This window comes from Sphingomonas sp. S2M10, from assembly GCF_012650175.1.
Classification (GTDB): domain Bacteria; phylum Pseudomonadota; class Alphaproteobacteria; order Sphingomonadales; family Sphingomonadaceae; genus Sphingomonas.
Genome location: NZ_JAAILI010000008.1, coordinates 371,883 through 397,287 on the forward strand (window position 1 = coordinate 371,883; position 25,405 = coordinate 397,287).

The following is a 25,405-nucleotide window of genomic DNA, read 5'->3' on the forward strand; positions in this document are numbered from 1 at the left end:
CCTTGCCCGGCAGGGTTCTACCCGCATTTCTTTTTTAGATGGCGCGACGATACGTTCCCCGACTGTGGGCGAAATATCGGGGAAACACGGTGTTCAATCGATTTTTGCAGCTAATCCCACGGATTCTGTTGCTTGGGCGCAACACTTGCCGCGGTGTGCCCCTCGATCATCATCTCACGATGGTCGTTTCTTGGTCGCAACAAGGTTATGTCCAAGTCGTCGGCCTGCCCGCCCGCCACGGTGAGTCGCACGCGAACAAGATCGTGCTGCGCCTCGCCCTGGATCTTCCAGCAACGGGGGGCACCGCGGCCATCGCCGGCATCCTCGAAGGCATCGCAGGCGAAACTGCCCGTGCGCGGCGGAAACAGGCAAAGCCCGCGTCGCGGCGGACCAGGGCGCCAGCCGCCTTCCGCCAATTCGACCAGCATCGCCGATCCCACGCGCGCGAACAGCGGCGGCGGCCCGTCCAGCGGTGCGGCGACGGTTACCCAGTCGCCGCCGGTAAAGACGTCGCCGGTCCAGACATGGGTCCAGTCGGCACCGGCCGGCAGATACTGGCGCCGCGCCGTCGCGCCCGCCTCCATCACCGGCGCGGCGAGCAGGTTGGGGCCCAGCAGATGCTCGTCGCTTTCCGCCCAGCAGTGCGGATCGTGCGGAAACACCGCCCAGGTCGGCAGCACCATCGGCGCATAATCGGCATGGTAGCGCAGCAGCAAATCGTAGAAGAACGGCACCAGTCGCTGGCGCAGCCGCAGCATCGCCTGGATCGCGGGCAGCACCTCGGGATACATCCAGGGCTCGTTGACCGTACGATCGTCGTTCCAGCTGTGGATGCTGAAGCGCGGCATCAGCACGCCCGCCTGCACCCAGCGCACCAGCAGCTCGGCATCGGGCGCCGGCCCGGCAAACCCGCCCACGTCGTGGCCGCTGTTCGACACGCCGGAGAGCGCCAGCCCCAGCGCCATGCGGGCGTTGTAGCGCAGCGTCTTCCATTCGGTGCGGTTGTCGCCGGTCCAGGTCTGGGCATAGCGCTGCAGCCCGGCCATGCCCGATCGGGTCACCACATAGGGACGCTCGTCGGGCCGCGCCTCGATCTGCGCGCGGCGCGAGGCGCGCATCATCAGCAGCGGCTGCACCGGCCGCATCGCGGCAGCCGGCACCGACGTGCCGAAACCGGCAAACCGGGCACGCGCGTCCCACACCTCATATTCGTTGTTGTCGTTCCAGGTCGAACGGATGCCCTGATCGAGCAGCGCCGACGTGACCTGCGCGCGCCACCAGGCGGCGGCGTCCGGATTGGTGAAGTCGATATAGCTGCCGACCTCGTCCCAGAATTGCGCTTCCACCGGCTGGCCATCGGCATCGCGGACGAAATAACCCGCCGCCGCCACTTCTTCGTAGCGCGGGTGGCTGCGCAGCAGCGCCGGCTTGATGTTCGGCACCAGCTCCACGCCCGCGTCGGCATAGCGCTTCACGAACGCCTGCGGATCGGGGAACTTGTCGCGGTTCCAGTGGAACACGTAGCGCTTGTCGCCGATCGAGGTGTAGCCGGACGAGAGGTGGAAGGAGGTGCAGCCGATGTCATGCTCGGCCAGCTTCTCCAGGAATCCGCCCATCTGCGCTGCGGCATCGGGCGCATCGGTATAGGTCATGGTCGAGCCCGAATAGCCGAGCGACCAGCGCGGCATCAGCGCCGGGCGGCCGGTCAGCCAGGTGAAGCGCCGGGTGACCGCCAGCGGATCGGGCCCGGCGATCATCCACAGGTCGACATCGCCGTGATCGGCAACCATGTGCCGGTAGAAGCCGTGGTAATTGTCGAGCTCGCGGCCGAAATCGAAGGCGACGTCGGCCACCGTGTCGTAGAAGGCGCCGTGGCAGCGCCCGGCCTCGTCCGCCACCAGCACATAGGGGATCGACTTGTACTGCGGATCGCTGGTCTCCGCATCATAGCCCATCGGATCGAGATTGGTCAGGCGGAAGCTGCGCCCGGCGCGGTTGGCGTCGCCGGTGCGGTCGCCCAGCCCGTAGAAGCGCTCGCCCGGGCGGCGCGCGACATAATGATGCGCCTTGCCGTCCCACCAGCCGAAATCATAGGCGTGGGTCGGGCGATCCTCGGCCATCGGTACCCAGGCGTCGCCGTCGCGCTGCTCCCAGCCGCAGTGCAGCCCGTGCAGACGCGCGGTGAGGCGGATGCGATCGGTCTCCAGCACCAGCTGCTCGGCATCGTGGTGCAGCCGATAGGCCGGGCAGGTGAAGCCGGAGACGTCCATCCGGTCGCGGCCGGGCTCGGCGATGTCTTCCTGCCCCGGTGCGATCGCCCAGCTCGGCGGGCTGGTGACGGTGCCGGTGGCGAGCAGCAGCAGCCGCACCATGTCCTGCTCGAGCACGAACAGGTGCGCGACGGCGCCGGTATCCGATTCCAGCGTGATCCGCCCCTGCCCTTCGCCGGCCACCGTGAAGCGCGGGGGATTGGAAAGCGTGGCGCGTCTCATTTCACGGGCTCCGGAAGGCGAAGATGGCGCAGGCCGGCGATCAGCACGACCGCGCCGAGGATGTCGAAGACGGAAAGCATGCCGAACAGCGGCGCATAGCCGACGGTATCGGCCAGCTGCCCGATCAGCAGCGAGAAGAGCAGCCCGCCGATCCAGCCCGCCTGGCCGATAAAGCCGTTGGCGGCGCCGACTTCCTCGGCGGTGAATACGTCGGCGGACAGGGTGTTGATCAGCACCGAGATCATCTGGTGCGCGAAGCCGCCGATGCAGAACAGCGCGATCGCGGTATAGGGGCTGGCGGCGAGACCGATACAGCCCGGCGCGATCATCAGCACCGCCGCCAGCGCCACGCCCGTCACGCGCGAGGCGATCAAGGGCAGCCGGAAGCGCTTGACCAGGAAGGGCGAGAGATAGCCGCCCAGCACGCCGCCCAGATCGGCGGCGAGGAAGGGCAGCCAGGCGAACAGCGCGATCTGCTTCAGGTCCATGCCGCGCTCGGTGGCGAGGTACAGCGGGATCCAGAAGCTGAAGGTCTGCCAGGCCGGCTCGGCCAGGAAGCGCGGCACCGCGATGATCCAGAAGCGCGCGGTGCCGAGGATTTCGCGCGCGGAGGCGCGGCGGGCAAGCGGCTTGGGCCGGCCTTCGGCGATCAGCGCGCGCTCCCGGTCGGTGATCGCCGGATGCGCGCCCGGGCTGCGATAAAAGGCCCACCAGGCGACCGACCAGATCAGTCCCACCGCGCCGGTCACCACAAAGGCCATCCGCCAGTCCGTGTAGATCATCACGATCGCTACAACCGGGGGCGCCAGCAGCGCGCCGAGCGAGGTGCCGGCATTGAACCAGCCGACCGCCACCGAGCGCTCGCGCGCGGGAAACCATTCCGCGATCGCCTTGATGCCGGAGGGGATGGCGGCGGCCTCGAACATGCCGAGCAGGCCGCGGAAGAACATCAGCCCCAGCCACCCCGCCGCCAGCGCGTGCAGCATGTTGGCGACCGACCAGGCCGCACCGAACAGCGCGAAGCCGGCACGCAGGCCGATGCGGTCGACGATCATCCCGGCGATCGGCTGCATCACCGTATAGGCCAGCTGGAAGCCGCCGACGACATAGCTGTACTGCTCGGTCGTCATGTGCATCACGGTCTTCAGCTCGGGCGCGAGCACGCCCAGCGAATTACGCGCGAGATAATTGGCAATGGTGCCGGCGCAGATCAGCCCGACGATCCACCAGCGAAGATGGGCAATACGCCGCATTCCGTTTCCTGCCCCTAAATGGAACGGCTTCGCGGCCGTTCTCGTGGTTGGATGCCTGGCCATCCTGCGATAATTGGCCTGACCAATCAAGCGTCTGTTTCGGTCACCCGCACTTGCCCTGCCGCGCAGGCCGCAGCGATGCCGGAATGTAGGAGCCGATCGGTGACCAAATGATCAATGACCGCCATCTCGGCGATCCGTACCGGCGCCGGGCGGCCGAACTTGGTCTGGTCCGTCGCCAGGATGACGGTGCGTGCCTGTTCGATGATCGTCTGCGAGACGCGCACCTCGTCCATGTCGAAGTCGAGCAGCGTGCCGTCACCGTCGATCGCCGAGGCGCCGATCAGCGCGTAATCGAGCTTGAAGCCGCGCAGGAAATCCATCGCGAGGGCGCCCACCACCGCGCGGTCGCTCGCCCGCACCCGCCCGCCGGCAACCACCACCTCGATGGTCGGCACCCCGCCCAGGATGTCCGCGACGTTCAGGTTGTTGGTCACCACCAGCAGATGGCGGTGCCGCACCAGCGCGCGGGCGATCGCCTCGGTGGTGGTGCCGATGTTGATGAACAGGCTGGCACCGTCCGGCACCAGCGCCGCCGCCGCGGTGCCGATCGCCGCCTTGGCGCCGGCCGCCACCTGGCGCCGCGCCTCGCGATCGAGATTGTCGACGCCCGAGGTCACTACCGCGCCGCCATGGACGCGCGACAGCATCGCCTGCTTGGCAAGCTGGTTGAGGTCGCGGCGGATCGTCTGGGGCGTCACGTCCAGCGCCGTCGCCAGCGCCTCGACGCTGACGCTGCCGGTCTGCCGCGCGAGCTCGAGGATACGCGCGTGGCGCCCCGCGACCAGATCGGGCAGATCCTCGGCCATCAGGCGGAACGCGCCAGCCGCGGATGATCGCCCGCCAGATAGGCCGTCAGCCGCGCTTCCGTCTCCGGCGGCACGTGCAGGCCCAGCTTGCTGCGCCGGTAGAGAATGTCCTCGGCGGTGATCGCCCATTCCCGCGTGCGCAGATACTCGATCTCGCGCACCGTCAGCCCGCCGCCCAGATCGATGCCGAGATCGGACGGCGTCATCGCGTCGCCGAGCAGCACGTGCACGCGCGTGCCATAGGCGCGGGCCAGCCGCCGCAGCAGATCGGCCGGCATGTCGGGGCGCGCGTGTTGCAGCCCGGCGACAAAGCGATCGAAGTCGCCGTCCGGCATATCGCCGCCCGGCAGCGTCGCCCCTGCCGTCCAGGCGCCGCGCGCATCGGGGAAAAAGCGCGACAGCTCGGCCATCGCGTGCTCGGCCAGCTTGCGATAGGTGGTGATCTTGCCGCCGAAAATGCTCAGCATCGGCGCGCGATCCTCGTCCCCGTCGAGGTCGAGCACGTAATCGCGCGTCACGGCCGAGGCATTGCCGGCCTTGTCGTCATAGAGCGGGCGGATGCCGGCATAGCTCCACGCGACGTCCTTCTCGGACGGCGGGTTGGCGAAATAGCGCGCCGCGGTGTCCAACAGGTAGCGTGTTTCCTCGTCGCTGATCTGCGCCTTGCCCGGCGCGCCTTGCCACACCTCGTCGGTCGTGCCGATCAGCGTGTACTTGCCCTCATAGGGCACGGTGAACACGATCCGGCGATCGGGGTTCTGCAGCATGAAGGCATGGTCGCCCGGATAGAGCCTGGGCACCACCAGATGGCTGCCCTTCACCAGCCGCAGCCCGCGATCGGCGACCACGTCGGGCACGCGGCCCAGCACGTCCGCCACCCAGGGGCCTGCGGCGTTGACCAGTGCCCGGGCGCGCACGCTGCGCTCGCCGGTGTCATCGGCGATGGTCGCGATCCACTCCGCCCCGTCGCGGCGCGCACCGCGCAGCGCGGTGCGGGTGCGGATGTCGGCACCCTTCTCCGCCGCATCCATCGCGTTGAGCACCACCAGCCGGCTGTCTTCCACCCAGCAATCCGAATAGACGAAGGCCTTGCCCCTGGCGGTCTTCAGGCCCCGCCCGAACGGCGTGCGCGCTAGGTTGATCGTGTCGGTCCCCGGCAGCTTCTTGCGCCCGCCGAGATGGTCGTAGAGGAACAGCCCCAGCCGCACCATCCAGGCCGGGCGCGGCGATTGGGTCTGCGGCAGCACGAAGCGCAGCGGCCAGATGATGTGCGGCGCCATGGCCCATAGCCGCTCGCGCTCGATCAGCGCCTCGCGCACCAGCCGGAACTCGCCATATTCGAGATAGCGCAGCCCGCCATGGATCAGCTTTGTCGAGGCCGAGGAGGTGTGGCTGGCCAGATCCTCCTTCTCGACGAGCAGCACCGAAAGGCCCCGGCCCGCCGCGTCGCGGGCGATGCCGGCGCCGTTGATGCCGCCGCCCACCACCAGCAGATCGAAACGCTCTTCGGAGTGTGCGGCCGCCATGCTTCGCCTCATGTTCGCTATTTTTCGTTTATAGCAGTAAGTGGACAGAAACGAAAGCGTTGACGCGCGAACGAAAATCTACGAGCGTCCGAACGAACATAGGAGGGGCTTGGTGGACCGGAACCACATTCTCGCGATCGATCAGGGCACCACTTCGACGCGCAGCGTGATCTTCGATTCGGCCGGGCGCCGTGTCGCCACCGCGCAGACAGAGTTCGAGCAGCATTATCCCGGCCAGGGTTGGGTGGAGCATGATCCCGAGACAATCTGGCGCGACGCGCTGACCACCGCGCGCGAGGCGCTGCTCAAGAGCGGCGTCGGCGTGGGCAGCATCGCCGCGATCGGCATCACCAACCAGCGCGAGACGACACTCGTGTGGGACCGCGCCACCGGCGAACCGATCCACCGCGCGATCGTCTGGCAGGACCGCCGCACCGCCGAGCGCTGCGCCGAGTTCAAGGCCGAGGGCGTCGAGGCCGAGGTGCGGGCGCGCACCGGGCTGCTGGTCGATCCCTATTTCTCGGCGACCAAGCTCGGCTGGATCCTCGATCATGTGCCGGGCGCGCGGGCGCGGGCCGAGCGCGGCGAACTCGCCTTCGGTACGATCGACAGCTTCCTGCTCTGGCGGCTGACCAAGGGCGCGGTGCACGCGACCGACGTGACCAATGCGGCGCGCACCTCGCTGTTCAACATCCATAGCGGCGAATGGGACGCCGAGCTGTGCCGGCTGTTCGGCATTCCCATGGCGCTGCTACCGGCGGTGCACGACAACGCGCATGTCTATGGGATGACCGATCCCGAATATTTCGGCCTGCCGATCCCGATCGCGGGCATGGCGGGGGACCAGCAGGCGGCGCTGTTCGGCCAATGCTGCTTCGCGCCGGGCACCGCCAAGTCGACCTATGGCACCGGCTGCTTCCTGCTGCTCAACACGGGCGACAAGGCCGTCGCCTCCGAGCATCGGATGCTCACCACCCCCGCCTACCGGATCGACGGCCGGACATCCTATGCGCTGGAAGGCTCGATCTTCGTCGCCGGCGCTGCGATCAAATGGCTGCGCGACGGCATCGGCGTGATCACCCATGCCCGCCAGACCAACGACATGGCGACGCGCGTGTCCGACAGCCACGGCGTCTACATGGTCCCGGCGTTCGTCGGCCTCGGCGCGCCGCACTGGGACCCCGAGGCGCGCGGCGCGATCTTCGGGCTGACGCTCAGCGCCACCCAGGCGCATCTCGCCCGCGCTGCGCTGGAGGCGGTGGCGTACCAAACCTACGACCTCGTCGCGGCGATGGTGCAGGATGGCGGCGTGCGGCCGGCGATGCTACGCGTCGACGGCGGCATGGCAGCCAATGACTGGCTGTGCCGCTTCCTCGCCGACATCCTCGACGTCGCGGTGGAGCGGCCGGACGATCTGGAGACCACCGCACGGGGCGCGGCCTTCCATGCCGGGCTTGCGGTGGGGCTGTGGTCCGATCTGGACGCCCTCTCGGCGATCTGGTCGCGCCAGGCCTGTTTCGAGCCGTCGATGGAAGCGGGGCATCGGACCACGCTGCTGGCCGGCTGGCACGATGCGCTGCGGCGGACGCTGGGATGACCACAACTTAGCCCCTTCCCTTCAGGGGAGGGGTTGGGGTGGGGCAGTGTCTCACCGAGACCAATGTACGTTCTGGAATCCCTCCACCTCAACCCCTCCTCCAAGGAGGAGGGGCTATTGTCGTCTTCCCTTGCCTTTCCCCTCGACTCGCTGCTACACTGAACCACATGGTTCAGTGTAGCAGCGCCGCGTTAGACACCGCGTTTGCCGCGCTCTCCGATGCCACCCGGCGTGGCATACTCGAGCGGCTCGGGCGGCAGGAAAGCTCGGTCTCATCGCTCGCCGACGCGTTCGACATGACCCTCACCGGCATGAAGAAGCATATCGGCGTGCTGGAACAGGCAGGCCTCGTCACCACCGAGAAGGTCGGGCGGGTGCGGACCTGCCGGCTGGGCGGCCAGGGCCTGCGCGCCGAGGCCGCCTGGATCGACGGCATACAGCAACTTTGGGACGCGCGCTTCGACGCGCTGGACGGAATCGTAGGGGAACTCAAACGCAAGGAGCAGTCGGATGGGCCTGAGCATGCATGACACCGCAACGTCGCGGACCAAGGTGGAGCGTATCTCGGACGTGGACATGGTGGTCCAGCGGACCTTCGACGCCCCCGCCCGGCTCGTCTTCCAGGCGTGGAGCGACGCCGCGCTGTTCCGCCGCTGGTGGGTCCCCGCCTCGGCCCCCGTCCGCCTGCGGACCTGCGAGATGGATGTGCGCACCGGCGGCAGCTACCGCCTAGAATTCGGCGCGGACGAGGGGCCGGTCCATGCCTTTTTCGGCCGCTATGTCGAAGTGGTGCCGGACGCGAAGATCGTCTGGACCAACGAGGAAAGCGACGACGGCGCGCTGACCACCGTCACTTTTGCGGAAACCGACGGCAAGACGCTGGTGACCTATCACGATCGGCACGGCTCGAAGGAGTCGCTCGACGAGGCGTTCGAGGGGATGGAGGGCGGGATCGCCGAACAGTTCGAGCAGCTGGCGGCGGTGCTGGCGGAGTGACGCGCTTCTTCTAAGCCCCTCCCCTTCAGGGGAGGGGTTGGGGTCGGGGCTGAACTGGAAGCGAATCCGCCGCTCGCACGTCATGCCCCACCCCAAACCCCTCCCCTGAAGGGGAGAGGCTTATACGCGTCACCTATAACGTCAGCGCAAACTTCAGCCCGAGGACGCCGACATCCTTGGCGTTCTTCACCCCGCCAGGCTGGTGGATCCACTGCACGTTCGGCTGCACCACCAGCCATTCGGTCGGCGAAACGCTGTAGTAGAGCTCGGCCGCATATTCCGCATCGCGCGCCGGCTTGCCCGCTAGTCGGTCCGCCATGTCCACCCGCCCGTTCACATTCGTTCGCGCTACCGCGAGCCCGATCACATCGCCCGGCAGGCTCGGCGCAAGGCCCTTGTAGAACAGGCCAACCGACACCTGGTTGTCCGTCAGCGTCGTCGCCCGGTCCGCGAAAGTAACGTTGGCGAACATGCTGAAGCCGGTCAGCGACCGCCCATCCTTCGAGGTGCCGGTAAGCTGCTGCTGAACGCTGGCGAACACGCCATAGCGGCTTGAACGCTGGAGCGGCGCGAGGCCCGTTACCGCACGCGGCTGGCGGTTCACGTCGAGCACCAGGTCGTCGCCATCGGCGGTCGAGACCCAGCCGCCGAGCTTGTACGAACCGACACGGCCCTCATCCCCACCGCGCGTCCAGCCGATCTCGGCGGGGACCAGCACGCCGGTCGCGCCCTTGAAATGACCGATGAAGAAGCTGGTTTCCAGGTTGCGGGGGTTCACCTCATAGGCGCCGCCCTGGACATAGACGCCGCGCCCCACGTCGACATGGACGTTCGCGCCCCATTGGCTGACCGGCCAGTTGTACCAATAATCGCCCGCCAGATTGCCCGGCTGCGCGCCGCAGAAGCTCAGATTCTGGAAGTGGCAGGAGAAGACGGCGAAATCCTCGCCCGGATTGGTGCGGCCCAGCTTCACCTCTACCTTGTCGCTCAGCTTCTGCTGCAGCCAGAGCTGCGTCACACGCACTGTCTGGCCGCGGCCATAGACCTCCTGCACTTGCTGAAGCGTATCGAGCCCTGCGGTGGTCGTCAGGTCGATGCCGCGGCGCCAGGTGACGGTTGTCTGCAGCGCCGCCCCGCCCCAACCGACCAGCTTGTCGAGATCGAGCAGCGCGCCGAAATCGAACTGGCCGGTCTCCGCGACGAGATCGCGGTCACCGCCGGTGAAGTTGTAGGCCGTCTCCGAGGCATAGCGCGCCGACAGGCCGATGCCGCGCTCGCCCAGGCGGGTGCGGATCTGCTGCCAGTCGCCGATCAGCCCCGGCGGCGGCGAACTTTGCGTGTCACCGGCCAGTGAGGATGGTGAGGGATCACGCAGGCGCAGGGCATTGCTTCGCGCGCGGCGCTGCGTATCGGCACGTGGGCCCGAGCCCGCATCCTGCTGCGTGGCGTCTGGCTTCGGCTTGTCGATCTCGTCCGCCGGCGGCGGTGGAGCGCCGACATCGACCTGCTGCGCGAGCGAGGGTAGCGCCGTGCCCATCGCCATCATCGCGAGCAGAGCCCCCTGCCCCACGCGCCAACTCCCACGCTTCATCCCGGATCCCTTTTCTGGTTGCGGCGCATCAAAGGGTCGAGCGGCCATTTGGTTGCGCAGAATCGCAAGCACCGGCAACCCGACCGGCAGCGACGCCGGAAGATGAACGCCGCCTAGCGAAGATCCGCGGCTCGGAAGAGCTATACGATGGTGGGATCCCCGCCGGCGCGGCAGGCCACCACGCTACGCTGCGATCAGCCTGCTTGCCTCGGCTCGGTCCGCGCAGACTTCGAGGATCTTCAGGAAACCGCTGATCTCGAACAGCTCGCGCACCGCCGGGGACAGGCCGCACAGCAGCAGCCTACCGCCCGACTGCTTGGCGCGCTTGGCCGCCATCAGCACCACGCGCAGTCCGGCGCTGGAGATATAGGCGAGCTGCTCCAGATCCATCACCAGCACCACCGCCACGGCGCCTTCGAACAGCGGCTGGATCGTCTGTTCGAGCGTACCCGAGGTCGCGCTGTCCAGCCGCCCTTGCAGGGCGAGCCAGTGAATGCCGTCCTCGGCGATCAGTTCGGAGTGAAAAGCCATGGCTGCTCCTACCATCTCCGCTACGCTTGAGAAGAGGTCGACGCCTGCAGCGTCTTCAACAGAATGATCAGGTTGCCGTTGCCGTCGCTATAGGCGTGGGCGATGTCCATCATCGTTTTGACGAGATGCACGCCCAGCCCGCCGATCGGGCGATCGTCCAGCTTCAGATCGAGGTCCGGCGTCGGCGCCTCGGCAAAGGGATCGAACTTGGGCGCGTCGTCCTTGACGATGATTTCCAGCCACGCCTCGGAGCGATTGACGAAAACCTCGATTTCATGATCCGGCGCGCCGCCAAGCCCGTGGACAATCGTGTTGGTAATCAGCTCTTCCAGGCAGACATTGGCGGTGAACGCCAGGTCCGGCCGATCGGGCAGCGCGGCTTCGACTGCCTCCGCCAGGCCCGCAAGTTCCTCGACGCGCGAGGGAAGCCGGTGGTGGAGCAATTCCACCTTGTCGCCTAGGATCACCGGCGGACGTGCTTCCGCACCAGAGGGGGGCGTATCTTCCATGCAGACTCCCGACTTTCGACACACGACTAGGCACGTCAAGTCGTCCGAGGCTTCCTCGCCGTCGACGAAGGCAGCGACGCTGGCGACCAGCGCCTCAACCAGATCGGCCGCCCCGGCATCGCGCGGGGTCGCCTCGAACCAGGCGTGGAGCCGCGGATCGCCATAGGCTACACCGTTCCGGTCGAACGCCTCAGTCACGCCATCGGTATAGAGCAGCAGGCATTCGCTGGTCTCGAGCCGCGCGTCGATGCCGCTATAGTCCATCGCCGGCAGCACGCCGAGCGCGATATCGCGCGCGCAGGGCAGCACCTCGGCGGGGCCGGCGGCGCGGCGTACCAGCGGCGCATGGTGCCCGGCATTGGCATAGCGCAGGCTGCCGTCGGCCGGATCGAACACCGCGTAACAGGCAGTGGCGAACAGCTCCATCGGGTTGCGCTCGCACAGCAGATCGTTGGCGCGGGCGAGTACCTGTTCCGGCGGCAGGCCGCACAGCGCCAGATCAAGGATCACCGTGCGCGATACCGCCATGAAGAAGGCGGCACCCACCCCCTTGCCGGAAACGTCCGCGACCAGCATGCCGTAGCGCCCATCGGGCAGCGCGAAGAAATCGTAGAAGTCGCCGCCCAGTTCGCGTGCCGGGTGCATCGCCGCGCTTACCGACCAGCTCGGCTCGTCGGGGAAGGTCTGCGGCAGGATCGCCTGCTGCATGTTACGGGCGAGGTCGAGCTCCTCGGCCACCCGCTGCGCGGCGCGGCGCAGCTCGCTGTTGCGATCGGCCAGTTCGGCGGTGCGCAGCCGCACCTGCGATTCCAGTTCGGCCTCGCGAGTTTCGTTCTGGCGCTTGATCACGCCCAGCAGCCGCCCGAACTCGGTAGCCATCGTGTTGAAGTTGCGCGCGACCAGGACGAGTTCGTCGTGCGTCTCCAGCGTGATGCGCGCGTCGAACTGGCCCGCGCAGAAGCGCTCGGTGCCGTCCGACAGGCTCTTCAGCGAGCGCAAGGTCGAGATGTAGATGCCCGCGAACAGATAGCCGATCGCCCCCAGCGCGCCCGCGATCAGCAGCCCGATCACCCATTGGAAGCGTTGCAGCCTGGCGGAGCGCCGCGCCAGCCGCGTGTCGACCTCGGCCTGCACGCGCTGGAGCAGTTCCTGCGCCGAGGCGACATTGGCCCGCGCGATCTGCGCCAGCTCACCCAGCGCCGAGGGCATGCCCAGGCTGCGATCGGCGGCGTCCTGCTGGCGGGCGATGCCCGCGAGCAGCCGGTCGAGCCGTCCGGAAAGCGAGCCGCCGCTGCCGCTAAGCTGCGCGATTCCCGCGCGCATCGCGGGTGCGCTCTCGGTCAGCACCACCTGCGCGCCCAGCGCATAGGAGGCGATATCGGTACCGCCGATCGCCAGCGCATCATGCTGCTTGCCCAGCGTGTCGATCACCACCGGCAGGCGATCGCTCAGCATGTCGAGCGCCGCATCCAGCTCTGGATCGACGTTGAGACGATAGACGCGTGCCTCGTCGCGGATCAACGCGAGCACGGCGTTGATCACGGCGGTCGAGGCGGCGAAGCGCACCTGCGGAGTGTCCCCTGCGCCCCCCGCGGTACGCCACGCCTGCTCCAGACGGTCGGCCCCCGCCGACAGCCCGTCGCCACGCGCCATCTTCGCCTGCGCGGACACCGATCGGTCCAGCGCAGACAGCGCCGGCGCGGCGCTGCCCCCGAGCAGCGCGCTTCGCCAGCGGATCAGATCGCCCAGCAACTGCGTCTGGGCGGCGATGCGATCGAGGCCCTTGCGCTCGGTCGCAGTGCTGTGGACGTCCTTTCGTAACTGATCGAGCAGCGGCGCGCTCAGCGTGCCCAGCGCCGCCAGCACCAGCAGCCCGATCAGCAGATATTTGCGCGGAAAGCTCAGCCGCCCGGAGATCCATACCGTCGGTCCGAAAAACCGGGCATAGGCCTGGTGCCAGGAGGAAGGCGCCGCGCCTGCCATGATGCGCTAGCGGCTCACGTCCAGCACGACCTTCACCGCCGGCGTCGCCGCCTTGCGGCTGACATAGCCGATCGCCCCCGGCGTGGTCTGCACCACCCGTGCGACGTCCGCCGCCGTTGCCGCCTGGCGGGGCCGGAAGCCCATGCCGGTGAATTCCTGCCGCGCCCAATAGGCGCGAATCTGGCCAACGCTGCGCCCGGTCACGCGCGCATAGAATTCGGCGCGCAGTGGCGATCCCTCGGCGACGTCGACCGGGGTGATCGGCTTGCCGTCGGACCAGGTCTGGATCTGCTTGAGGAAAATCTGCGTCGTCTTCTGGCTGTCGAGCCGCTCGACCGGCGCCGATCGGTTGGCGATCACCACCAGTTCGTAGCCGCCGCGTCCCGCGCCCGACTGGACCGCGAACACAGCCATGATGGGAAGGAAGAGGTTCATGGCTGGCGGCTCCTAGAAGACCAGGTTCAAGGCGAGCGTCGCCAGGTTGGCGGTGCGGTCGATCGGCAGTCTGGGCGCGGCGAACATGCCGGGCACGCTGGGAGACGGGGTGGTCAGCCGGTCAACTTGCAGCTTCACCGCCATGTTCGCGCGCAAATCCCAGCGCGCGCCGACGCTCAGCGAACGCATCGACAGGTCGGCGAAGCCGCGGGCGATCGCGAAGGCGCCCTGCAACTGCCCCAGCGCCGCGTCCAGCGCCGTATCAAACCCGGTCGCGCTCAGCGCGTTGGTATCCAGCGGCCCGTCGGTTCGGCGGTTCTTGGCATAGGTGACATAGGGCGTCACCGTGCCGATGCTGTAGCCTAGCGTGCCCTGAAAGCCTTCATATTTGCCGATCATCGGGGACTGCGAATCCAGCGCGGTCCACTCGCCGAGTACACGCAGCTTGCGGTAGGCGGCGTCGAAACCGATACTCGTATAGATCGGCTTGTTGTCGAACGGATTGGTCAGCGCCGAGACGCCGGCCGCCTTGGCGCTCAGTGCCGTCGCATAGGGCGCCGGCAGGAACGGGTTCGCCGCCGCCATCGACAGGCCGCCCGCAAGCTGGGCAAGCCCGGCATTGAGTTGATCGATGTTTGCCCCGCGCATCGTGTAGCGACGCGTCCAGGTGCGCGAGGCACGGATGGTGATCGAGGGCAGGATCAGGCTCACCGACGCGCCGTGGATGCCGATGATGCGGGCGCGGGCGGCGCTTTCCTGATTGTAGAACTGGTGGTCGTAGCGGGTGTCGCCGACATAGCCCTGCACCATGACCGCCGCGTTCCCCCAGCCGTGCCGCAGTTGCACGTCCCCGCCATCGAGCGATCCGACGCTGTTGACGATGCTGTAGAGCGGGATCGGCGGCCGCGCGGTCAGATAGGCATAGCCCACCTCCGCCACGTCGGAATCGAAATAAAGCGGGCTGCGGATGCGGCCCACGCGCACCGCGACGTTGCGGCCCAGTTCCTGGCGGACATAGGCCATCCGCAGATCGACGCGCACGCTGTCGCCGTCGGGCCTGGCGACGCCCTGCGCCGTCAGCGACGTGCCCGGCAGCGGGCGCCAAACCGCCTGCAGCCCCAGCACGGAATCAAGATCCGCGGAAATGCCGCGCCGGGACGGATGCGCGTCCGAATAGGCGGTGAGCACGCCCACGTCGCGATTGTCGTTGTAGACAAGCCCCGCGGTGGCGAAGCCGGAGACATGGAAGTTGCTCGCCGCCTTGTCCGGCGCCGGGGCGTCGGACGGGTCGGTCGGCACTTCCTGCGCGCATACCGGTGCGGACACCAGCGCGATCCACGCAACACTGCCGACGAGCCCGGCCACGAACTGCGCCGACCGGGAATTCACCCTGGCGCCCCGACCGGCGCCCGCGATGCTGTTCATCCGTTGTACTCGCCCCCCACGGGCCGGCGGCGTGCCGGCCTTTCTACGCTGCGGCGGCACCATCCACGTCCCATTGGAGCCGCCGCCTCTGTACGCGCCGGCGCACCACACCCCTAAACGCCGCGAAGCCGCACGGCAGCGCGCCATATACCCCGTGATGAACCGGCGCCGCCGTGTAGGTGCCATTTTATTACAGCACGGTTACAACAACCATAGTGAGAGGATTTGCAACGCTTTTGAGACGCCACGCCACAATCGTTACTTCTCCGATCCAAGCTGGTACTTGTTGTCGTCATATGGACGGCGCAGGAGAGAGCGCCGGACGCGGCCTAAAGCAATCGTCCGCGCCATTGCATTTTGGGATACACGCGCAGCATGGATTTCGTCGCCAGCCTATTTGCCGGCCTGGGGCTGTTCTTCATCGGCATCCGCTTGATCGGGGCCAATCTGAAGCAGATGGCGGGCCGCAAGCTGCGCCGGCTGATCACCCGCGCGGTGAGCGGCACCGGCTCCACCGCCGCCTTCGGCCTGCTCGCGGGCGCGATCATGCAGAGCGTCAACGCCGTCACCTTCGTGCTCGTCGCGCTGGTCAGCGCGGGGGCGATCGACAAGCGCCGCGCGATGCCGGTGATCAGCTGGGCAAATCTCGGCACCTCGCTGCTGGTGCTGGTCGCGGCGCTGAACATGCACGATTTCATCCTGGTGCTGATCGGCGCGACGGGGCTCGCCTTCTACTTCAACCTCGATCAGGCGAGCCGCTATCGCTATCTCGTCAGCGCGCTGCTGGGCGTCGGCCTGCTGTTCCTGGGCGTCGACCTGATCAAGACCGCCGCCCACGCACTGCGGGACTCAGAGATGCTGCGCACGGCGATGGCGATGTCGGCGCGGTTCTGGCCGGTCAGCTTCGCGATCGGGCTGGCGGTGGCGTTGGTCATCCAGTCCTCCACCACCGTCACCGTGGTGGCGATGGCGATGGCCGGCGCGGGCCTGCTGCCTTTCGCCGCGGGCGCGATGATCGTGATCGGCGCGGGTCTGGGGTCCGGCCTTTCCGGCCTCACCCTCGCCGGACGCCTTACCGGCAGCGCGCGTCAGCTGGTGCTGTACCAGATCGCCCTCAAGGCCGTGGGCGTCGCCGCGCTGATGCTGGTGTTCCTCGCCGACTGGATCGCCGCGGGCCGGCTGGTGATGCCGCTGCTCGACCATCTCGGCCTTTCCAGATCGGCCGAGCTGGCGGCGGTGTATCTGACACTGCAGGCCGCCTCGACGCTCTGCATCGCGCTCCTCGATGCGCCGATCAGCCGGCTGATCGAGGCCCAGGCACCGCCCTCGATCGAGGAAGTGCTCGGCAAGCCGCAATATCTCTCCGAGGCAGCAATGGGCGATGCCGATACCGCGATCCTCGTCGCCAACCGCGAGCAGGCGCGGCTTCTCGCCAGCCTGCCCCGCTATCTCGACGCGCTGCGCGAGGACGGCGACGCCGACGATCTGAGCGTCCAGGCACGCTGCGAGGTGGATCGCACGATCACCCGCGAGTGCAACATGTTCCTGGCGGAGCTGGCCGAACGCTACACCAGCCGCGACGTGCTGGACCAGACGCTGCGGCTGCGCGATCGCAACGAACTGATCGTGGCGCTCCAGACCTCGCTGGTCGAACTGGCCGAAAGCGCCGGCGGCGCCGCGTACGACAATGTCCGCGCACTGCTCCACAGCCTGGTCGAAAGCCTCCACCTCATGCTCGAGAGCCTGGCCGACGTTGCCGCGATGCCGGACGAGGAAGACCTGAGGATGCTCCGCATGCTGACGCATGACCGGTCCGAGTTGATGGATTCGATCCGCCGCCGGATGCAGGCCGAGGCGATGCCGCACGATGCCCAGCAGCGCGCCTTCGCGGCGACGACGATCTTCGAGCGGTGCGTCTGGTTGCTGCGCCGCTACGTCCTGCTGCTCGATCCTGCGGGGGAGGAAGAAAGCAATGCGCGCCCGTTCGAGGAGCCGAGCCGCGCAGGCCAGACGCTGGCGCGGGCAATGTAGGCGTGTTCAGCCGTGCAGCCGCAGAGCATCCATGGTGCGGATCCATTGCGGCAGCAGCACGTCGCCCGCCACCGCCTTCTCCGCACCCAACATCACACCGGCGCCCGAGCGCGCCTCGCTGGGGGTGATGCCGAACGCTGCCTTGAAGGCGCGCGAGAAGGTCGACCAGTCGGCGAACCCCCAGCCATAGGCGATCTCGGCGATCGACTTGCCGCGTTGCGCCGGGTCGGCCAGGTCGCTCAGCGCGCGTTCCAGCCGCTGGCGCCGGATGAAGTCGCCCACGCTGCCGAGCGGCGCAAAGGCGCGGTACAGCGTGGCGCGCGACATGCCCATGGCTCGCGCTACCATATCCGGGCCCAGTTCCGGATGCGCGAGATTGGCGCGGATGAACCGCTTGATGCGGAACAGGGCCGCCACCGCCACCGATGCACGCTGACCGCCATCGCGGATATGGGGTGCAAGGAGCCCGCCCATCATCAGTCCGGTTGCCCGCGCCACCGCCAGCGCGTCGTTCGCGCCAGCCTGGGGCAGTCGCTCCACGAGCATCCTGGCATGTTCGCCCAGCAACTGCGCGGCCAGAGTCTCGCGTCGGAGCAGGTTGCCGTGAAGGCGATTCAGCCGCGCTTCGTCCAGCCCCAGCGCGCCATGGTGCACGACCATGCTGATATTGTCGCATCCGTCGGTACGGGTGGCGAAGGGTCGCGTCATGTCTGCAATGCAGATGTCGCCGGGCCGCGTGACAATAGCCTCCCCGTCGTGCAGCCTCACATCGCCGCCGCGCGTGATGATCTGCACCAGCACCGCCTCGACGCCGGTCTGCGCCACCTTGCGGACGTCCCGATCATAGTGGAACGTCGCCCCCCACATGCGGGAGCGCCCGATCAGCACCGGGCCGGCGTTGAACCCGTCCAGGCCGACGCTGAAATCGCCCGCCACCGATTCGCGTCGCGTGTCGAAGATCGGATCAACCGATTCGGCATAGGCATCGAAACGCAGCTCGGGCGGCGCGTTGGAGACGTTGAAATAGGGTATGCCGGGCGTCTCCGCCCGGACCTCCACGTTACGCTGTTCGTGCACTGCCCCCATGTACGGGATTTTCGTAACGCAGGCGTAGTGTTTTGAACAGATCGGTCGCCACCGCCTGTCCCAATCCCAGACAGGGCTCGCTCAGGGCACCGGGTCCTTCGCCGTGAAGGGGGAACAGCATGGCTTCATCACCGCGCTATATTCCATCAGTTCCACCCGCGTGCCGTCCGGATCGTAGAAATTGGCCTGCCACTTGCCGTCCAGCCCCATCTGCGGGCCGTCGTGGCGCGGGCTCAGTCGATTCTCGCGATACAGCGTCGTCACCGCGGTCTGCATGTTGACCACGCCGAGCGACAGATGGTTCAGGACGCCGAGCTGCCGCGCATCGACCTTGTCGAGCGACACGTCCGATCCCTCGCCCACCATCATATATTCCAGCCAGTCGCGCCCGTCGGGCAGCTGCTGCGACACCCAGTCCACCTTGTCTTCGTGGAACGCGCCGAACCAATAGGGGCGGAAGCCGAGCAGCGTGCGATAGAATCCGTCCTGCTTCGCACGATCGTGCACTGCATGGCCGACATGAATGATTCGGCCGCTGATCGCGCCCTTTTCCGCCGTCGTCACGCTGCTGCCCGGCTGCACGAATTGGACCCTGTTGCCTTCCGGATCGCGCCCGCCGAACCACTGGTCGCCGCCCGGCCCGCGCTGCACCGGGGTGAGATCGCGAACCTCGTGGGCGACAAGCCAGGTCCGAAGCCCGGCGGCATCGGCGGTGGTATAGCCGACATGGGCAAGCATGCTGGGGCCATGATCCTTGGGCGCTGGGAGCACTTCGACGAACTGGCGCGGGTTGAAATAGTAGCGAATGCCGGCCGGGTCTTCGGGATCCGGCCCTTTCCGCGCACCGAGCACCACCCGATAGAAATGATCGCTGGCGGCCATGTCGGTTGCGTAGACGGCGAGGTGCGAGATGCCGGTGATCGCGGGGCGACCTGTCCCAGCCGGCATCGCGCCGATCATGGTGGCCGCAATCAGCGCGAGTGCGGCACAACGGCGCAGCGGCAGCGTGCGGAAGCTGGGCATGGTGTCTCTCCTGGTATCGAACGCTTTCGAGCGTCTTCCCAGAAGCATATCATGCCAGCCCGGCGTGTCACCGGGGGTTGGGCGCCGGGCCGGTGCTGGCACGGCGGATCAGCGCGTGATCCAGCGTCAGCTGCCGATCGATCGGCTCGCTCCCGCGCAGGATGCCGACCAGCAGTTCCACCGCGCGTTGCCCGATCATCGCCTTGGGCTGCGCGATCGTGGTGAGGGCCGGGTGGAAGAATTGCGCCAGCGGCAGATCGTCGAAGCCGATCACCGAAACGTCGCCGGGACAGGTCAGTCCCGCCGCTCCTACAGCGCTGATCGCGCCCAGCGCCATCTCGTCGCTGAAGCAGAACAGCGCGGTGACGCCTTCCGCCAGCAGCGCGCGCGCCGCGCGATGGGCCGAATCGGCCCCGTAATCCCCTTCCCGCAGGCGCAGCCGCTCCTTGAGGCCGTGCCGGTCTGCGGCCCGCAACGCCCCGGCGAGACGATCGCGGCTGATCGGGCTGATCGGCGGGCCGGTGACGACGCCGATGTCTCGGTGGCCGAGCGCGACCAGATGCTCGATCGCGTCGGCGCTCCCGGCGGCATTGTCGATATGCACGCTCGGCACGCCGATCTCGGGACTATATTCGCAGCCATTGACGATCGGCGCCGACGCGCCGAGCCGGGCGACCAGCGCTTCTAGGCTGGCGGGCAGACGGTGGCCGAGGAAGACGAGCCCGTCCACCTCGCGGCGCGACAGCATCTCGGCATATTGATCCTCGACCTCGGGATCGTGCCGCGTGTCGCCCAGCACCACCGCATAGCCGGCATCGCGCGCCGCTTCCTCGGCACCGCGGATGACGCTGGCGAAGAAGGGGTTGGAGATGTCCGGCACGGTCAGCAGGATCTTGGCGGCGCGCAGCGTGCGCAGCGTGCGCGCCGCGACGTTCGGCCGATAATCCAGCGCCTCGACCACTTCCATCACCTTGGCGCGCGTCGCTTCCGCCACCCGCGCCGGTTGGCTGAGCACGCGCGAAACCGTGGCGGTGGAAACGCCCGCGGCCGCGGCGACTTCGATAATCGTGGCCATGCAGATATCTTTGTCGCCTGCGGCGAGCCGTGTCGAGCCCCGGCAATGTAATCCTTTACATCATTACTCCGTCTGCATAGGCTGCGATTCGAACAGCGGCAAAGCCGCGCGGGGGAGAGGAAGCGCATGGCCGCTGCTGAAGGGATCGCCATGAACGGCACACAGCCCGTATCGGGCCTGCTCACAGGGCGCCTCAGCGCGCTGATGTTCATGCAGTTCTTCGTCTGGGGGGCGTGGAACGTCACGCTCGGCCTGGTGATGCAGACCGTCGGCCTTGGCAGCCTGATCGCCAATGCCTTCTCGGTCGGCCCGATCGCCTCGATCGTCGGCTCCTTCCTGCTCGGCATGGCGGCGGCGCGGTTCCTCAGCCCCAAGATGCTGATGGTGGTGCTCCATCTCGTCGGCGGCGTGCTGCTCTTCCTCCTGCCGACGCTGCTCACCCCCGAGCATGGCGCCAGCTTTGTCTGGCTGCTGCTCGGCTACATGATCCTCTACATGCCGACGGTGGGCCTCGCGAACACCATCGCGCTGAAGAGCTTCGGCGAGCGGGTCGACCGCTTCCCCTTCGTCCGCGCCTTCGGCACGCTCGGCTGGATCGTCGCGGGGCTGATCATCGGCTGGGCGGGGCTCTCCGCCAGCCCGCAGATCTTCCAGGTGGCGGGCGTCGTCTCGCTCGCGCTCGGCCTCTACAGCATCACGCTGCCCAATGTGCAGCCCGATGCGCCGCAGGGCAAGAGCCTGGTCGCCGAGGTGTTCTGCACCGAAGCCTTCGGGCTGATGCGCAACCGCTCGTTCCTGATCTTCATCCTCTGCGCCACGCTGATCTCGATCCCGCTGGCGATGTATTACGCCTATGCCTCGCCCTATGTGGGCGCGGTGGGGATCGAGAATGTCGGCGGCACGCTGGCGATCGGGCAGATGTCCGAGCTGGTCTTCATGTTCTCGATGCCGTTTCTCTATCGCCGCTTCGGGGTGAAGCCGCTGCTGCTCGTCGGCATGATCGCCTGGGCGCTGCGCTATGCCCTCTTTGCGATCGGCGACGGCGGCGCGGGCATCTGGGCGATCTATCTCGGCGTCGCGCTGCACGGCGTCTGCTATGACTTCTTCTTCGTCGCCGGCGCGATCTACACCGGCACCATCGCCACGCCGAAGGGCGTCAACGCGCAGGCGCAGGGCATGCTGACGCTGTTCACCTATGGCGTGGGCATGCTGCTCGGCTCGCAGATCGGCGGGCTGCTCTATGCGCAGCTGCCGGAGGGCGCGACCGTGGCCGACTGGCACCAGCTCTGGTGGTATCCGGCGATCGCCGCGGCGGTGATCGCTTTGCTCTTCCAGCTGACCTTCAAGAATCCTCGTCAGGAGACGCACGCATGACCGCGATGCAGGGCCCCGGCATCTTCCTCGCCCAGTTCATGGGGGACACGGCGCCGTTCGACACGCTGGACCATATGGCCGAATGGGCTGCCGGCCTCGGCTATGTCGGGGTGCAGATCCCGTGCGATCCACGCCTGATCGATCTGAAACAGGCCGCCGAAAGCCAGGCCTATTGCGACGATCTCCGCGCCCGGCTCGACAAGTTCGGCATCCAGCCGACCGAGCTTTCGACGCACCTCCAGGGCCAGCTGGTCGCGGTGCACCCCGCATATGACACGCTGTTCGACGGCTTCGCGCCGGCCGAGCTGCACGGCAAGCCCGCCGAGCGCCAGGCCTGGGCGGTCGAGCAGGTCAAGTTCGCCGCGCGCGCCAGCGCCCGGCTGGGGCTGAAGGCGCACGCCACCTTCTCGGGCGCGCTCGCCTGGCCCTATGTCTATCCCTGGCCGCAGCGCCCTGCCGGGCTGGTTGAAGAGGCGTTCGCCGAACTAGCCCGCCGCTGGCTGCCCATTCTCGACGTGTTCGAGGAGGCCGGCGTCGATTGCGCGTTCGAGATCCACCCCGGCGAGGACATCCACGACGGCGCCAGCTGGGAGCGCTTCCTGGAAGCAGTGAACCATCATCCTCGCGCGCGCATCCTGTTCGATCCGTCGCACTATGTGCTCCAGCAGCTCGACTATCTCGACTTCATCGATCGCTATCACGACCGGATTTCCTGCTTCCATGTGAAGGATGCCGAGTTCAACCCGACCGGGCGCAGCGGCGTCTATGGCGGCTATGAAAGCTGGGTGAACCGCGCCGGCCGCTTCCGCTCGACCGGCGACGGCCAGGTCGATTTCGTCGGCATCTTCAGCAAGCTGGCCCAGTACGGCTATCGCGGCTGGGCGGTGATCGAGTGGGAATGCGCGCTGAAGAACAGCGAGGACGGCGCCCGCGAAGGCGCACCGTTCATCCGCGACCATATCATCCGCGTCACCGAACGCGCGTTCGACGACTTCGCCTCGAGCGGAGTCGACAAGGGCGCAATCCGCAATTTGCTCGGTCTGGAGCGCGGCGACGCATGATCCGGCATCCGCTGAAACTCGGCATGGTCGGCGGCGGCGAAGGCGCGTTCATCGGCGCCGTCCACCGCATGGCGGCGGCGCTCGACGGCGACTGGCGGCTGGCTGCCGGCGCGTTCAGCACCGATGCCGGCAGGAATGCGCGGACCGGCGACCTGCTCGGGCTCGATCCCGCTCGGGTCTATACGACCTATGACGCGCTGCTGGCAGGCGAAGCGGCGCTGCCGGAGAGCGAGCGCATCGATGCGGTGGCGATCGTCACCCCGAACCATCTCCATGCCCCCGTCGCGATCGCGGCGCTGAACGCCGGCTTCCACGTCTTCTGCGAAAAGCCGATGGCGATGAACGGCGACGAGGCGCGCGCCATCGCCGCCGCCGCGCACGCCAGCGGCAAGCAGTTCGGCCTCGCCTTCACCTATAGCGGCTATCCGCTGGTCGAGGAGGCGCGCGCGCGCGTCGCCCGGGGCGACTTCGGCGCGATCCGGCTGGTGCAGGTGGAATATATCCAGGGCTGGCTGAGCGCGCCCCTCGATACGGCGGGCAACAAGCAGGCCGAGTGGCGCACCGATCCGGCGCGCGCGGGGCTCGGCGGCTGCCTGGGCGATATCGGCACGCACGCCTTCCACCTTGCCGAGCTGGTTTCCGGTCTGCGCGTGGCGACGCTTTCCGCAGAGCTTGCGACCCATGTCCCCGGCCGGAGACTGGACGATGACGTCAGCGCGATGCTCCGCTTCGAGGGCGGCGCGCGCGGCACGCTGAAGGCGACGCAGGTGGCCGCCGGCGAGGAAAACGGCCTGCGCCTGCGCATCCATGGCGAGCGCGGCGGGCTGGAATGGGCGCAGATGGAGCCGAACACGCTCACCCTGCGCTGGCTGGATCGCCCGGCGGAGACGCTGCGGGCCGGGGGCCCCGGCCTGGGGCCGAGCACCGCCCCGCTGCTTCGTACACCGGCGGGACATCCGGAAGGCTATATCGAAGCCTTTGCAAATCTTTATCGTGGCTTCGCGGCCATTGTTCGCGGCGATTCGGCGCAGGTGCCGGGCGTTGCGGACGGGCTGCGGACGATGGCCTTTGTCGAGGCGATGATCGCCAACGCGCAGGCCGACACCAAATGGACCGAGATCGTAACCGGAGAGCGTAGATGAAGTTCTGGATGGCACTTGCCGCAACTGCGGCGCTGACGGCGAGCGCGCCGGCCTGGGCGCAGACCGCCGCCCCGCCCGCCTTCGCCGCGTGCAAGGCGTGCCACACGGTGGAGAAGGGCGGCCGGAACGGCATCGGCCCCAATCTGAACGGCGTCGTCGGCCGTCCGGCGGCCTCGCTGCCCGGGTTCAACTATTCCACCGCACTCAAGAACGCGAAGCTGACCTGGGATCCGGCGACGCTCGACCAGTTCATCGCGGCGCCCATGAAGAAGGTACCGGGCACGCGCATGCCGATCGGGATGGCGGATCCGGCGAAACGGGCGCAGATCATCGCCTATCTGAAAGCGAACAGCGGCAAATGAGCGTGTCGCGCCGCACCGTTCTGGCCGGCGCCGCCGCGGCGCCGCTGGTGGCCTCCTCCGCCGCACGCGGCCAGTCGAACGCGGCGCGCTTCTCGCTCCATTACGCACCCCATGAGGGCAGCTTCGCCAGCCGCGGCAACCGGCTGGAGCAGATCGCCTTCGCCGCCGACCAGGGCTTCACCGCCTGGGAGGATAACGAGGCCGCCGGCCGCCCGGTCGACGAGCAGGTAGCGATGGCGAAGGCGCTCTCCAGCCGCGGCATGAAGATGGGGGTATTCGTCGCCTCCATGCCGAAATGGGCGCAGTCGCGGCCGATCCTGGGCGCCAATGACGGCGCCGAGCGCGAGGCGTTCCTGGCCGACATCCGCGCCTCGATCGACGTCGCCAAGCGGCTGAACGCGACACGGATGACGGTGGTGACCGGATTCCTCGATCCCAAGGTGCCGCTCGACATCCAGACCGCGCGGGTGATCGACGTGATGCGCCGCGCCGGCGACATCGTTGCGCCCCACAATATCGCGATGGTGATGGAGCCGCTCAACACCCGGACCAACCATCCGGGCGTGTACATGCAGAGCATCGCACAAGGCTATGCAGTGGCGCGCGGGGCGAACAGTCCGGGGGTGAAGGTCCTCGCCGACCTCTATCACGAGCAGATCCAGTCCGGGAATCTGATCCCGGTACTGGACATGTGCTGGAGCGAGATCGGCTATATCCAGTTCGGCGACAATCCCGGCCGCAACGAGCCGGGCAGCGGCGAAATCAACTATGCGACGATCGTCCGCTGGCTGCGCGGGCGGGGCTATGCCGGGGTGATCGGCATGGAACACGGCAATTCGATCAAGGGGCGCGCGGGCGAGGAGCGGCTGATCGCCGCCTATCGCACGATCGACGCCGTCTGAGGGGATAAGGATGGGCTTTCGAGACGACGCCCCACCAACCAACCACCGTCCTTCCCGCGAAAGCGGGAATCCATTGGCCCGTGGGCCGGTGGAAAGAACGGAGGCACCTGCGCCAATGGATCCCCGCCGTCGCGGGGATGAC

The 25,405-nt window shown here is 67.7% G+C and carries 21 protein-coding genes; 9 read left to right on the forward strand and 12 right to left on the reverse strand.

Translation table 11 applies throughout. The annotated features are described in order from the left end of the window. Positions 1–110 precede the first annotated feature (110 nt). The 4 genes from S2M10_RS03110 to S2M10_RS03125 all read right to left on the reverse strand — a co-directional run bounded on the left by S2M10_RS03110 (position 111) and on the right by S2M10_RS03125 (position 6,140). Positions 111–2,492 carry a glycoside hydrolase family 31 protein gene (locus tag S2M10_RS03110; protein ID WP_168844802.1) on the reverse strand — a complete coding sequence of 794 codons (2,382 nt, stop codon included), beginning with the start codon at positions 2,490–2,492 and terminating at the stop codon, positions 111–113. Next, positions 2,489–3,745 carry an MFS transporter gene (locus S2M10_RS03115; RefSeq protein ID WP_168844803.1) on the reverse strand — a complete coding sequence of 419 codons (1,257 nt, stop codon included), beginning with the start codon at positions 3,743–3,745 and terminating at the stop codon, positions 2,489–2,491. The genes S2M10_RS03110 and S2M10_RS03115 overlap by 4 nt, the downstream gene beginning before the upstream one ends. A gap of 86 nt (positions 3,746–3,831) precedes the next feature. Next, complete coding sequence (locus tag S2M10_RS03120; protein WP_168844804.1) at positions 3,832–4,614, reverse strand: DeoR/GlpR family DNA-binding transcription regulator; 783 nt, start codon at positions 4,612–4,614, stop codon at positions 3,832–3,834. Next, entirely contained in the window at positions 4,614–6,140 is a 1,527-nt protein-coding gene (locus tag S2M10_RS03125) for a glycerol-3-phosphate dehydrogenase (RefSeq protein WP_211090823.1), read from the reverse strand. The genes S2M10_RS03120 and S2M10_RS03125 overlap by 1 nt, the downstream gene beginning before the upstream one ends. Positions 6,141–6,252: 112 nt before the next feature. On the opposite strand from S2M10_RS03125, the gene glpK reads away from it, so the two are divergent. The 3 genes from glpK (at position 6,253) to S2M10_RS03140 (ending at position 8,733) form a co-directional block, all read left to right on the forward strand. Beyond that, positions 6,253–7,737, forward strand: a complete 1,485-nt coding sequence (gene glpK, locus S2M10_RS03130) for a glycerol kinase GlpK (protein ID WP_168844805.1) — start codon at positions 6,253–6,255, stop codon at positions 7,735–7,737. A 167-nt stretch (positions 7,738–7,904) separates the two neighbouring features. After that, positions 7,905–8,267, forward strand: a complete 363-nt coding sequence (locus S2M10_RS03135; RefSeq protein ID WP_168844806.1) for a metalloregulator ArsR/SmtB family transcription factor — start codon at positions 7,905–7,907, stop codon at positions 8,265–8,267. Beyond that, entirely contained in the window at positions 8,248–8,733 is a 486-nt protein-coding gene (locus S2M10_RS03140) for an SRPBCC domain-containing protein (RefSeq protein WP_211090825.1), read from the forward strand. The genes S2M10_RS03135 and S2M10_RS03140 overlap by 20 nt, the downstream gene beginning before the upstream one ends. 133 nt (positions 8,734–8,866) lie before the next feature. Here S2M10_RS03140 and S2M10_RS03145 read toward each other — a convergent pair whose 3' ends face one another. From S2M10_RS03145 to S2M10_RS03165, 5 genes are all read right to left on the reverse strand, one after another. Next, on the reverse strand, positions 8,867–10,303 hold the full coding sequence (locus S2M10_RS03145; protein ID WP_348770524.1) for a carbohydrate porin: 1,437 nt from the start codon (positions 10,301–10,303) through the stop codon (positions 8,867–8,869). A gap of 204 nt (positions 10,304–10,507) precedes the next feature. Next, the gene (locus S2M10_RS03150) at positions 10,508–10,855 is read right to left on the reverse strand and encodes an STAS domain-containing protein (RefSeq protein ID WP_168844808.1); all 348 of its coding nucleotides are present in this window, start codon (positions 10,853–10,855) and stop codon (positions 10,508–10,510) included. 20 nt (positions 10,856–10,875) lie between these two features. Beyond that, positions 10,876–13,347: a SpoIIE family protein phosphatase gene (locus S2M10_RS03155; RefSeq protein WP_168844809.1), complete on the reverse strand. Its 2,472-nt coding sequence runs from the start codon at positions 13,345–13,347 to the stop codon at positions 10,876–10,878. A gap of 6 nt (positions 13,348–13,353) precedes the next feature. Next, positions 13,354–13,782 carry a substrate-binding domain-containing protein gene (locus S2M10_RS03160; RefSeq protein ID WP_168844810.1) on the reverse strand — a complete coding sequence of 143 codons (429 nt, stop codon included), beginning with the start codon at positions 13,780–13,782 and terminating at the stop codon, positions 13,354–13,356. Between the two features lie 12 nt (positions 13,783–13,794). Next, complete coding sequence (locus tag S2M10_RS03165) at positions 13,795–15,207, reverse strand: hypothetical protein (protein ID WP_168844811.1); 1,413 nt, start codon at positions 15,205–15,207, stop codon at positions 13,795–13,797. 375 nt (positions 15,208–15,582) lie between these two features. Here S2M10_RS03165 and S2M10_RS03170 point away from each other — a divergent pair, with 375 nt between their 5' ends. Then, entirely contained in the window at positions 15,583–17,238 is a 1,656-nt protein-coding gene (locus tag S2M10_RS03170; protein WP_168844812.1) for a Na/Pi symporter, read from the forward strand. A gap of 6 nt (positions 17,239–17,244) precedes the next feature. On the opposite strand, the gene S2M10_RS03175 is transcribed toward S2M10_RS03170, so the two are convergent. The 3 genes from S2M10_RS03175 to S2M10_RS03185 form a co-directional block, all read right to left on the reverse strand. Continuing rightward, positions 17,245–18,315, reverse strand: coding sequence for a helix-turn-helix domain-containing protein (locus tag S2M10_RS03175; protein ID WP_168844813.1), 1,071 nt, complete (start codon positions 18,313–18,315; stop codon positions 17,245–17,247). Positions 18,316–18,405: 90 nt separating this feature from the next. Then, entirely contained in the window at positions 18,406–19,347 is a 942-nt protein-coding gene (locus tag S2M10_RS03180) for a VOC family protein (protein ID WP_168844814.1), read from the reverse strand. A 67-nt stretch (positions 19,348–19,414) separates the two neighbouring features. Then, the gene (locus S2M10_RS03185) at positions 19,415–20,422 is read right to left on the reverse strand and encodes a LacI family DNA-binding transcriptional regulator (protein ID WP_168844815.1); all 1,008 of its coding nucleotides are present in this window, start codon (positions 20,420–20,422) and stop codon (positions 19,415–19,417) included. Positions 20,423–20,548: 126 nt separating this feature from the next. Here S2M10_RS03185 and S2M10_RS03190 point away from each other — a divergent pair, with 126 nt between their 5' ends. From S2M10_RS03190 to S2M10_RS03210, 5 genes are read left to right on the forward strand one after another with little or no spacing between them, the layout of a single operon-like run. Continuing rightward, positions 20,549–21,796, forward strand: coding sequence for an MFS transporter (locus S2M10_RS03190; protein WP_211090826.1), 1,248 nt, complete (start codon positions 20,549–20,551; stop codon positions 21,794–21,796). Then, positions 21,793–22,857, forward strand: a complete 1,065-nt coding sequence (locus tag S2M10_RS03195; protein WP_168844816.1) for a sugar phosphate isomerase/epimerase — start codon at positions 21,793–21,795, stop codon at positions 22,855–22,857. Before S2M10_RS03190 ends, S2M10_RS03195 begins: the two co-directional genes overlap by 4 nt. Beyond that, on the forward strand, positions 22,854–23,999 hold the full coding sequence (locus S2M10_RS03200) for a Gfo/Idh/MocA family oxidoreductase (protein ID WP_168844817.1): 1,146 nt from the start codon (positions 22,854–22,856) through the stop codon (positions 23,997–23,999). Before S2M10_RS03195 ends, S2M10_RS03200 begins: the two co-directional genes overlap by 4 nt. Then, positions 23,996–24,361, forward strand: a complete 366-nt coding sequence (locus tag S2M10_RS03205) for a c-type cytochrome (protein ID WP_168844818.1) — start codon at positions 23,996–23,998, stop codon at positions 24,359–24,361. Before S2M10_RS03200 ends, S2M10_RS03205 begins: the two co-directional genes overlap by 4 nt. After that, positions 24,358–25,263 (forward strand): TIM barrel protein, encoded by a 906-nt coding sequence (locus S2M10_RS03210; RefSeq protein ID WP_168844819.1) that lies wholly within the window; start codon positions 24,358–24,360, stop codon positions 25,261–25,263. The genes S2M10_RS03205 and S2M10_RS03210 overlap by 4 nt, the downstream gene beginning before the upstream one ends. Positions 25,264–25,405: the final 142 nt, after the last annotated feature.

Bases quoted from the DNA above. Each gene is read 5' to 3' on its own strand.
- S2M10_RS03110 (WP_168844802.1), bottom strand. From the start codon at position 2,492: ATGAGACGCGCCACGCTTTCCAATCCCCCGCGCTTCACGGTGGCCGGC.
- S2M10_RS03115 (WP_168844803.1), bottom strand. From the start codon at position 3,745: ATGCGGCGTATTGCCCATCTTCGCTGGTGGATCGTCGGGCTGATCTGC.
- S2M10_RS03120 (WP_168844804.1), bottom strand. From the start codon at position 4,614: ATGGCCGAGGATCTGCCCGATCTGGTCGCGGGGCGCCACGCGCGTATC.
- S2M10_RS03125 (WP_211090823.1), bottom strand. From the start codon at position 6,140: ATGGCGGCCGCACACTCCGAAGAGCGTTTCGATCTGCTGGTGGTGGGC.
- S2M10_RS03135 (WP_168844806.1), top strand. From the start codon at position 7,905: ATGGTTCAGTGTAGCAGCGCCGCGTTAGACACCGCGTTTGCCGCGCTC.
- S2M10_RS03140 (WP_211090825.1), top strand. From the start codon at position 8,248: ATGGGCCTGAGCATGCATGACACCGCAACGTCGCGGACCAAGGTGGAG.
- S2M10_RS03150 (WP_168844808.1), bottom strand. From the start codon at position 10,855: ATGGCTTTTCACTCCGAACTGATCGCCGAGGACGGCATTCACTGGCTC.
- S2M10_RS03155 (WP_168844809.1), bottom strand. From the start codon at position 13,347: ATGGCAGGCGCGGCGCCTTCCTCCTGGCACCAGGCCTATGCCCGGTTT.
- S2M10_RS03160 (WP_168844810.1), bottom strand. From the start codon at position 13,782: ATGAACCTCTTCCTTCCCATCATGGCTGTGTTCGCGGTCCAGTCGGGC.
- S2M10_RS03165 (WP_168844811.1), bottom strand. From the start codon at position 15,207: ATGAACAGCATCGCGGGCGCCGGTCGGGGCGCCAGGGTGAATTCCCGG.
- S2M10_RS03170 (WP_168844812.1), top strand. From the start codon at position 15,583: ATGGATTTCGTCGCCAGCCTATTTGCCGGCCTGGGGCTGTTCTTCATC.
- S2M10_RS03180 (WP_168844814.1), bottom strand. From the start codon at position 19,347: ATGCCCAGCTTCCGCACGCTGCCGCTGCGCCGTTGTGCCGCACTCGCG.
- S2M10_RS03185 (WP_168844815.1), bottom strand. From the start codon at position 20,422: ATGGCCACGATTATCGAAGTCGCCGCGGCCGCGGGCGTTTCCACCGCC.
- S2M10_RS03190 (WP_211090826.1), top strand. From the start codon at position 20,549: ATGGCCGCTGCTGAAGGGATCGCCATGAACGGCACACAGCCCGTATCG.
- S2M10_RS03195 (WP_168844816.1), top strand. From the start codon at position 21,793: ATGACCGCGATGCAGGGCCCCGGCATCTTCCTCGCCCAGTTCATGGGG.
- S2M10_RS03200 (WP_168844817.1), top strand. From the start codon at position 22,854: ATGATCCGGCATCCGCTGAAACTCGGCATGGTCGGCGGCGGCGAAGGC.
- S2M10_RS03205 (WP_168844818.1), top strand. From the start codon at position 23,996: ATGAAGTTCTGGATGGCACTTGCCGCAACTGCGGCGCTGACGGCGAGC.
- S2M10_RS03210 (WP_168844819.1), top strand. From the start codon at position 24,358: ATGAGCGTGTCGCGCCGCACCGTTCTGGCCGGCGCCGCCGCGGCGCCG.